General features: G+C 46.7%; 8 protein-coding genes. All 8 read right to left on the bottom strand.

The features are described 5' to 3' along the window. A partial coding sequence (locus tag ACN0UY_RS12775; protein ID WP_417667603.1) for a type IV pilin protein occupies positions 1-333 on the bottom strand: 333 nt, incomplete at its 3' end. Continuing rightward, a complete protein-coding gene (locus ACN0UY_RS12770) occupies positions 330-662 on the bottom strand; it encodes a hypothetical protein (RefSeq protein WP_417667601.1) in 333 nt (110 codons plus the stop codon). The genes ACN0UY_RS12770 and ACN0UY_RS12775, both read right to left, overlap by 4 nt. 13 nt (positions 663-675) lie before the next feature. Then, on the bottom strand, positions 676-3,765 hold the full coding sequence (locus tag ACN0UY_RS12765; RefSeq protein ID WP_417667599.1) for a pilus assembly protein: 3,090 nt from the start codon (positions 3,763-3,765) through the stop codon (positions 676-678). A gap of 10 nt (positions 3,766-3,775) precedes the next feature. Continuing rightward, the gene (locus ACN0UY_RS12760; RefSeq protein WP_417667597.1) at positions 3,776-4,285 is read right to left on the bottom strand and encodes a pilus assembly PilX family protein; all 510 of its coding nucleotides are present in this window, start codon (positions 4,283-4,285) and stop codon (positions 3,776-3,778) included. Then, positions 4,282-5,301 (bottom strand): PilW family protein, encoded by a 1,020-nt coding sequence (locus ACN0UY_RS12755; RefSeq protein WP_417667595.1) that lies wholly within the window; start codon positions 5,299-5,301, stop codon positions 4,282-4,284. The genes ACN0UY_RS12760 and ACN0UY_RS12755 overlap by 4 nt, the downstream gene beginning before the upstream one ends. A 2-nt stretch (positions 5,302-5,303) precedes the next feature. Further along, positions 5,304-5,756, bottom strand: coding sequence for a type IV pilus modification protein PilV (pilV, locus tag ACN0UY_RS12750; RefSeq protein ID WP_417667593.1), 453 nt, complete (start codon positions 5,754-5,756; stop codon positions 5,304-5,306). Then, positions 5,753-6,271 (bottom strand): GspH/FimT family pseudopilin, encoded by a 519-nt coding sequence (locus tag ACN0UY_RS12745; RefSeq protein WP_417667591.1) that lies wholly within the window; start codon positions 6,269-6,271, stop codon positions 5,753-5,755. Before ACN0UY_RS12745 ends, pilV begins: the two co-directional genes overlap by 4 nt. 246 nt (positions 6,272-6,517) lie before the next feature. Further along, positions 6,518-6,772 (bottom strand): hypothetical protein, encoded by a 255-nt coding sequence (locus ACN0UY_RS12740; protein ID WP_417667589.1) that lies wholly within the window; start codon positions 6,770-6,772, stop codon positions 6,518-6,520. Positions 6,773-6,873 lie beyond the last annotated feature (101 nt).

Raw genomic sequence — 6,873 nt, 5'->3', positions numbered from 1 at the left:
ACCTGCCATGATTCCCTTGGGAACAGCTTGCAAAGTGTAGTTCTGTGCATCCACATTTTGCAGCTGCAAATCATAGAACTTGGTATTGCCATCCCTTGGTGCCTCATTAAAGGGCAACACAGGCGCATTGGCTGCAGCATCAACATACCGACCGTTTGCTGTGTAGTACCGCTCCATAAACTGGGCCAGCTGCACAAGGTTGGCCCGTGCATCAGAGCGTCGTGAATCTTCGACGTAGCGCTGATATGCAGGATAGGCAATGGCAGTCAATATCCCAATAATCGCTACTGCGATCATAATTTCGACCAAAGTGAAGCCTTTCGTTTTCATCATTTAATCAACCGATGTATGTACTCAAGTTTATAGGGCTCCGGCTTTGAAAAGTCTGCGTCGAAGAACACTTGGTCACCCACTTTAAGAGAGGAAACATCAGCCTCACGGTACTCACCTGGCCAAGAAACGACCTGCCCAACCTTCGTCGACAACCCAATCTGAAAACTGGAGCCGTCTATGGTAATGATTCGAGCACCTGTGTTGATACTCTCAACCATACCTGATCCCTCTACCTCAGGACCATCAGACAAAGTCACCCTTTCAGCATGAGCTGTCACAGCAAAGAGCATTGTAAGACCAATCCAGACTGATTTATTAATATTCAGCATGCTAACGCTCCTTTCAATAATGTTCTCGCCAGCTTTGGCGACCAAGAGCACCTGTACCCGGATTTTCAGTGATTACTGTATCTTTATTGATAACTTTGAGCTCTGTATTTTCATCAATCGCGATAATAGTCGGTTCAACTATTTCCTGATTAAACTTCATGCCGCTGGGTACACCTCGTCCGCCAGGAACAACATCAAGCCCATCGAAACGACTATCCTTGTTAAGATCAAAGACTGAATACGACAAAGCACTGCCTGTGACAGCATCAAGCTCCATCAACCAGCCCTCAGACTCACTTTTGCACGGATCCTCCTGGATCAGCGGAATCAATGTGGTAAATATAATCTTACCGTTACGCAATATCGGATTACGGGTTGAGCGCTCTCGCGTTGTCGGCAGGTCCATATACCAACCTCTGTGGCTTGACCAATTTGGCTCATGCTTGCTTGTTGTACGCAACGTATAGGTTTCAGACCCATAAGTCTGCACACCTTCATAAAGCACGCTCTGTTCGCGCATAGAGCTTCTACTGCTTACACGATCACTGTTACTACCCTCATTTTTATCCCATACCGCGTAGAAACTTTGACCATCTGTACTACCGGCTGTTTTATCGACTGTTTCCAAATACTTGCCAGTACCGAAGAAAACCAGGAAACCTCCTTTAGGATGGCGAGAAACTGTAGGGCGAACAGTAATCGGCTGCCGATTGGATGAAGTACAAGTATTACCATGACAAGCAGTAAACAACGGCAATTTATTCTGGCCTTGTGTATAAGCCACATCCCACTGACTAGTATTATCAGATGTTAAATCAAACTTCCATAAATTACCAAAGAGGTCACCCGCATAAACATAGTCAGCAATATTATCGCTATCAATGTCTACAGGTGCCACCGTAGCCAGGCCATTAGGCCTTTCATTATTAGTTGGATCATCGTCAAATCCAATGCCCGTATCAATTTTTTTGATCAACGCACCTGTAGCGAGGTCAACAACATATAAAACCGCATTACCTGTGCTGCTGACCTTACTATCAAAATCGCTATCTGTATTGTTATAACCATTACCAAAGACAGCGGCCCACGTGCCAGTACTAAGTTTTATAATTGCAGGCTGACTGTAGGTGTACCCCAAATCAGGGTCAGTAAATTCCCACATAAAAACATTATTGGCATTTGCTTCGTTCAAATTTGAAGGATTTGTTACATCCAACGCAAACACGGACTGACCGCCCCGATTTAGCCCTGACACCAACACAGACTTCCAACTATTGCCTACATAGGCATCAACCACCGTCGGACTTCCATCAACATAAAATCGATGCTCATACGTTTGCTTAGTCAATTGAGAAAGCTGACCCATCAGGTTAGAAGGAATAAAAGCAAAGCGTTCAACACCAGTATTTACATCAAACGCATGCAGCATCCCGTCATTTGCACCTACGTAGATCATTTCATCCCGATTTTTATTAGACTCTTTAAAATCTGAATAGTTATCCGCCTCCAAATCATTAGGGTAGCGGAATGCTGGTGCTCCTACATATTTTGGCGCTGAATATACAATATCTCCCAATACCGAGCGCCTTTCACGAAAATTATGTGCTGCAACACCTTCCAGTGAACGGTCGCCACGTATGTAATTGAGAACATTTTCATTATTTTCAAGCAAGTCCCGCTCATCAGAATTGAGAGTATTCCAGCGGAAAGCACGCCCCTGATCACCTCGATTGTAGATAATTCGACGTGAACTCCAGCCCGGGATCAGGTCAGCCGCATTCGTCCAGGCTGGAACCAGTTGCAAATAAGTATTACTTGAAGGATCTATATCATACCTATAAGCACTCAGATTGCCTGACCAATACTGGCTATTGTATTCAGGAAATATTGAAACCGTATCCTGTGTTAGTGTGCCTTGGGTCGACGCGGACGAAGCAGAGCTGAGGACCTTATCAGAAATATCAGCGAGTGCACTCTTAAGTACAGCTGTTAGCTGCTCTGCATTATTAGCTGTGTAATAGCGACCATTACCTGCTTCAGCTGAAGCCTTCAGCAAAGGATGATCAAGCGCAAAACCTACCGTATATGTGTACATATTTTGGCGCAAAAATTCAGGGTCATTATAGCTCACACCAGCATTGTCATTACCCGATGTTTTCATATCCAGCTCCCAAGAAAACTCGGCTATGTCATCCAAGTAAAGGCTTGAGCCATCATTATTCCAATCAGGGAGTACTTTTGGTATTCCTACTATTGTATCACCGGATATATTTTTACTTTCAAAACCATCTTCCGTAGGCTCACCATCGGTTATAATAACCGTAAAGTTTTTCTGACAGCGATACTGTATGGGTGAGCTAAAATATGGTCGATCACCCCATATTCCGCGCAAACCTCTAAAGTAACGTGTGACTTCATAATAAGTTTCTGAAAGTGGCGTCCAGGTTTCACTATCAAGATCATCAATAGCATTATGAAGCGCTGATGTACCCGCCCCACATTCAGCTACAATTTTACCACCCTGTGAGTTGTAGAACTTTGTTATACCAAAACGTACATCTTCAACATCATCAACGATTGATTTAGCAACAGTTTTAGCAACTTCCATCCTATACTCATTAGGCAAAACGGATTCTAAATCAGTCCAGTAGGTTGTTGCAAAGTCATCCAAAACCCATTTAATGTAATGCCCGTTGTAGCGGCTACTTCTACCACCAACAGGATCAGGCAACTTAACCCTCACTTGATTAAAGCTCCCATTATAAAAAGCAAATACATACCATCCACTTTCTCTACGAATGTTGCTAAGCGTATAATCACTTCGGTTATTAATATAATACCAACTACCGTTATCATTGCGATATATCCAATCATTACCCGCTGTATAGTCAGAGTTAGGTATCGTGGTTGGATCATAATCCTCATGCCAAATAACATTATTCATACTGCCGGAGTTATCAACAATCATCATGACATTGGGATCAACGCGTGAAGACAAAACGGTCAGAGGCTCATTAGGTATTGAAAGATTATTAACAGCAAGCACAGACGGACTAAATAAAATAAAAAGCAGCATTCCTACAGAAACATTTGGCCATTTCATATTAGTCACCTTAATTAAAGCGTTTAGCATAAGTAGTCTCTAATACAGTCGTCGAGTTGACGGTTTGACCACGTCCCTCAGAAATAACCCTGTAAAAATCACGCCCTTTACGTACATCAAAACCAGTTACCAAGTCATCTGGGAGAAACTCCATCTCCTCCATTACCATGACAGGATCGGACGATACATTTTGCATATCTTGAACACCCTCATCACCATATTCCATGGCCACAGCACCAAATGGAAAACTCAAGGTCAAATCCAAGTCACCAGACTTGGTTAACCATCCTGCAATGGGAGGTGCCGTGCTCAATCCACGCAACCAAGCCTCGCGCTCCCTCAAGCCAGCTTCTGCCGCCTGAAAGGAAATATTTTTATCACGCAGGTTGCCTGACATTTTCTCTTCCATGGTTGTTGTTTGCATGGCCCCAAATCCTATGATGGCTATCAAAATCAGCATGATCAGCGCAACAACCAATGTTGCGCCCCGCATTCTTTGAATTGGCCTGATTTCTCTCATGGCAACCGGTTCCTGATTCCTACATTTGTCGTGAAGACCCTTCTTAGGCGGCCGTCGCCCGGGTCAGCCAGTGCATCCCAAGGTGCTGGCAATGCCTGAACCTCATCAATGACATTTGTTGAAAGACTCGAAGCAAGCAGGTTCACCTGAACGGCCACGACATCATCCCAGTCAGCTACAGCCCCGGCTGCCACATAGCGGTCTGCCGTTTGGTTACCATCAGTATCTTCACCGTATAGCAGCTGCATGTCTTCAATACCGTTAACCAACTCTTCATCGACCGCAGCGCCTGTGTTAAAGCTCGCACGGCGAAGCGCTGGCTGGCCGTCTATGCCATTACCAATGTAATAGGCTGTACTTTGAAACAGGAAAATCTGCATGGAGTCATCATAAGCATGGCTCCATTCTGTATTGGGATTTTTGTTGCCCGGGGTACCGCTCGCTGGCCTTTGAATGCTGCTTGCGTTTGCATTATTACCCTTTTGAAACAGGTCACAGCCTTGCGAGTCGCCGATAAACATTATAGTGCCTGCTTCAATGCCACTGGGCCCATCAAGTGAAATTGCCGCAGCTGTAACCTGTGTAACATTTTTTGCTGTCACACCCGGAACGGTAGATGCGCTCTTCAACATCAACACATCACCTCTCACGTACTCAGGCAGAGTTGCTGCCAGCGTGCCTGCAGAATCATCCCAACCAACAATGGGGTCATTCAGGTCAAACAGGGTGTCATCATAAGCAGCGCTGCCTTCATCAAGCAGATTGTTTACCTCGCCTTGGCAAGCCGACTTAAAGCCTGCCTGGCGGATATCCCGCGACAAAAAGAAAATACCAAAACGTCCACTTTCCTGCACACGAGACAAGGCCTCAGTTGTTGCCGCTGTGCGGGCACCACTGAGGTACACCGTCAATACCCCCATCAAAATAAGCAGACCAATCACAAGAGCGATCATCAGCTCAACCAAGCTCATACCCGCCTGCGGCGCTTTGGGCTGTTTTAAAGGCTTGTGCTGCATACTTAAATGTCCGTTTGGAAAGTCAAGGAACCAACGTCCGCATCATCACTGGCATCTCCAGCATCATCCACCACCTCACCGCGCTGATCGTTCCAGTTGATGGTAATTTGAACCGCATTATCATTTCGTACAACGTTCGCTGCCGCACCACCACCAAGGGTAGCGGCCAAACGCGCATCCCAGTTGGTACGATACCCACCTGCACCATCATCGAAACCTCCGTCGAGCGCCTCAAAGCGTTGTGCCCGCATGGCATCAGCCAACTCGTAAGCCAGAATAGTAGCTTGTGATCGCAGGTAGGAACTTTGATTGCCCTTGAGGGTGTACACTTGCATGGACAGCAATCCCAGTAACCCGATGGTGATAATCAGCATTGCGATAATCACCTCAACAAGATTGAAACCCGATTGCTTTGCAATAGGTGTATACGATTGCCGCCTCATCCGATTCATCATGGGCACCCTCCTTTAAACACCGACCCTGTTGGTCTGAGGCAATAATTTTGTGACTCACCGTGCACATTTACTGAAAAGCCAACAGCAGGATCCGCCCGGCCATCACGCGAAAAGGTGATTTGATTAGCACCTGCCGCTACAGCTGCAGTCGCGACCGGGTCCCAGGCACGAATAACCTGCAGCACATTTCCTCCCGCATCCATCTCAAGCACCATTAGCCCATCAGCCCAAGCAGCGTCCCCACTGCAGGCCGTACCGGCAGCGTTTCGCTCACACAGCACAACCCCCCCACCGGCCGGTAACTCACGAGTGATTGCTTCAGATCGCGCAAGATTCACGGCAGCAATGAAGTCATCATTGGCACGGTTGAGGCGACTGTTTTCGAACAAACTTTGAAAGCTGGGAATGCCAATTGCGAGGATGATCGCGAGAACTGCGACCGTCACCATCACCTCGACCAGGGAAAATCCTGCATCAAGCGTGCGACGTACATTCAATGAGTATTCGGACTCCACGCTATATCTCCTCTAAGCGCCGACATACGCTCATTATGGCAGAGAACCGACAGGCTTACACAGCAGCAGCCAAGGCAGGAAAGAGAACCCGCCGACATGGACTACTCCGTCAGTCCTGAAGATTCACCGTTGCAACCTCTATCGTGCTTCAACAGCCTTCCTGTCCACAATAAAGCAACATAAAGACCAAATAGCAAGTTCAACTGATGCATTACCGGTTATATATTGATCAGAAGCAAGAGCATGCTAGTCAGACCCCGTATAGAAGCCACGAGGCGAGCGCTCAAGCACATGACGGTGAGAACCTTTGCGCCCGATGCCTACCTTGATGACAACCATGGGCTCTTCATCCACTTCGCCAGCCTGAACAGCGTGGTGCGATACATCTTTTACGCGATAGCGGTCATTTTCAAACACAACAAACTCACCAACCAAGGGACGTACCGCCAGGTTGACGTGGGTTTCATCACCATCTTCGAAGCACAGCTTTGCACGAAACACTTGCCCACTCCTTGTGTGACTGCCATACAAACCGCGAGTATAGCACTTTGCAGCCGGTTCAGTTCCGTCCCGTCACCTTACCATTAACAAGATACACGTAC

The sequence above is a fragment of the Pseudidiomarina sp. genome (assembly GCF_048268165.1).
Classification (GTDB): Bacteria; Pseudomonadota; Gammaproteobacteria; order Enterobacterales; family Alteromonadaceae; genus Pseudidiomarina.
This window is presented reverse-complemented; position numbering and strand designations above follow the sequence as displayed.

Excerpts from the sequence above, each read along its gene's own strand:
- ACN0UY_RS12765 (WP_417667599.1), bottom strand. The coding sequence starts at position 3,765 with ATGAAATGGCCAAATGTTTCTGTAGGAATGCTGCTTTTTATTTTATTT.
- ACN0UY_RS12755 (WP_417667595.1), bottom strand. The coding sequence starts at position 5,301 with ATGCAGCACAAGCCTTTAAAACAGCCCAAAGCGCCGCAGGCGGGTATG.
- ACN0UY_RS12760 (WP_417667597.1), bottom strand. The coding sequence starts at position 4,285 with ATGAGAGAAATCAGGCCAATTCAAAGAATGCGGGGCGCAACATTGGTT.
- ACN0UY_RS12770 (WP_417667601.1), bottom strand. The coding sequence starts at position 662 with ATGCTGAATATTAATAAATCAGTCTGGATTGGTCTTACAATGCTCTTT.
- pilV (WP_417667593.1), bottom strand. The coding sequence starts at position 5,756 with ATGATGAATCGGATGAGGCGGCAATCGTATACACCTATTGCAAAGCAA.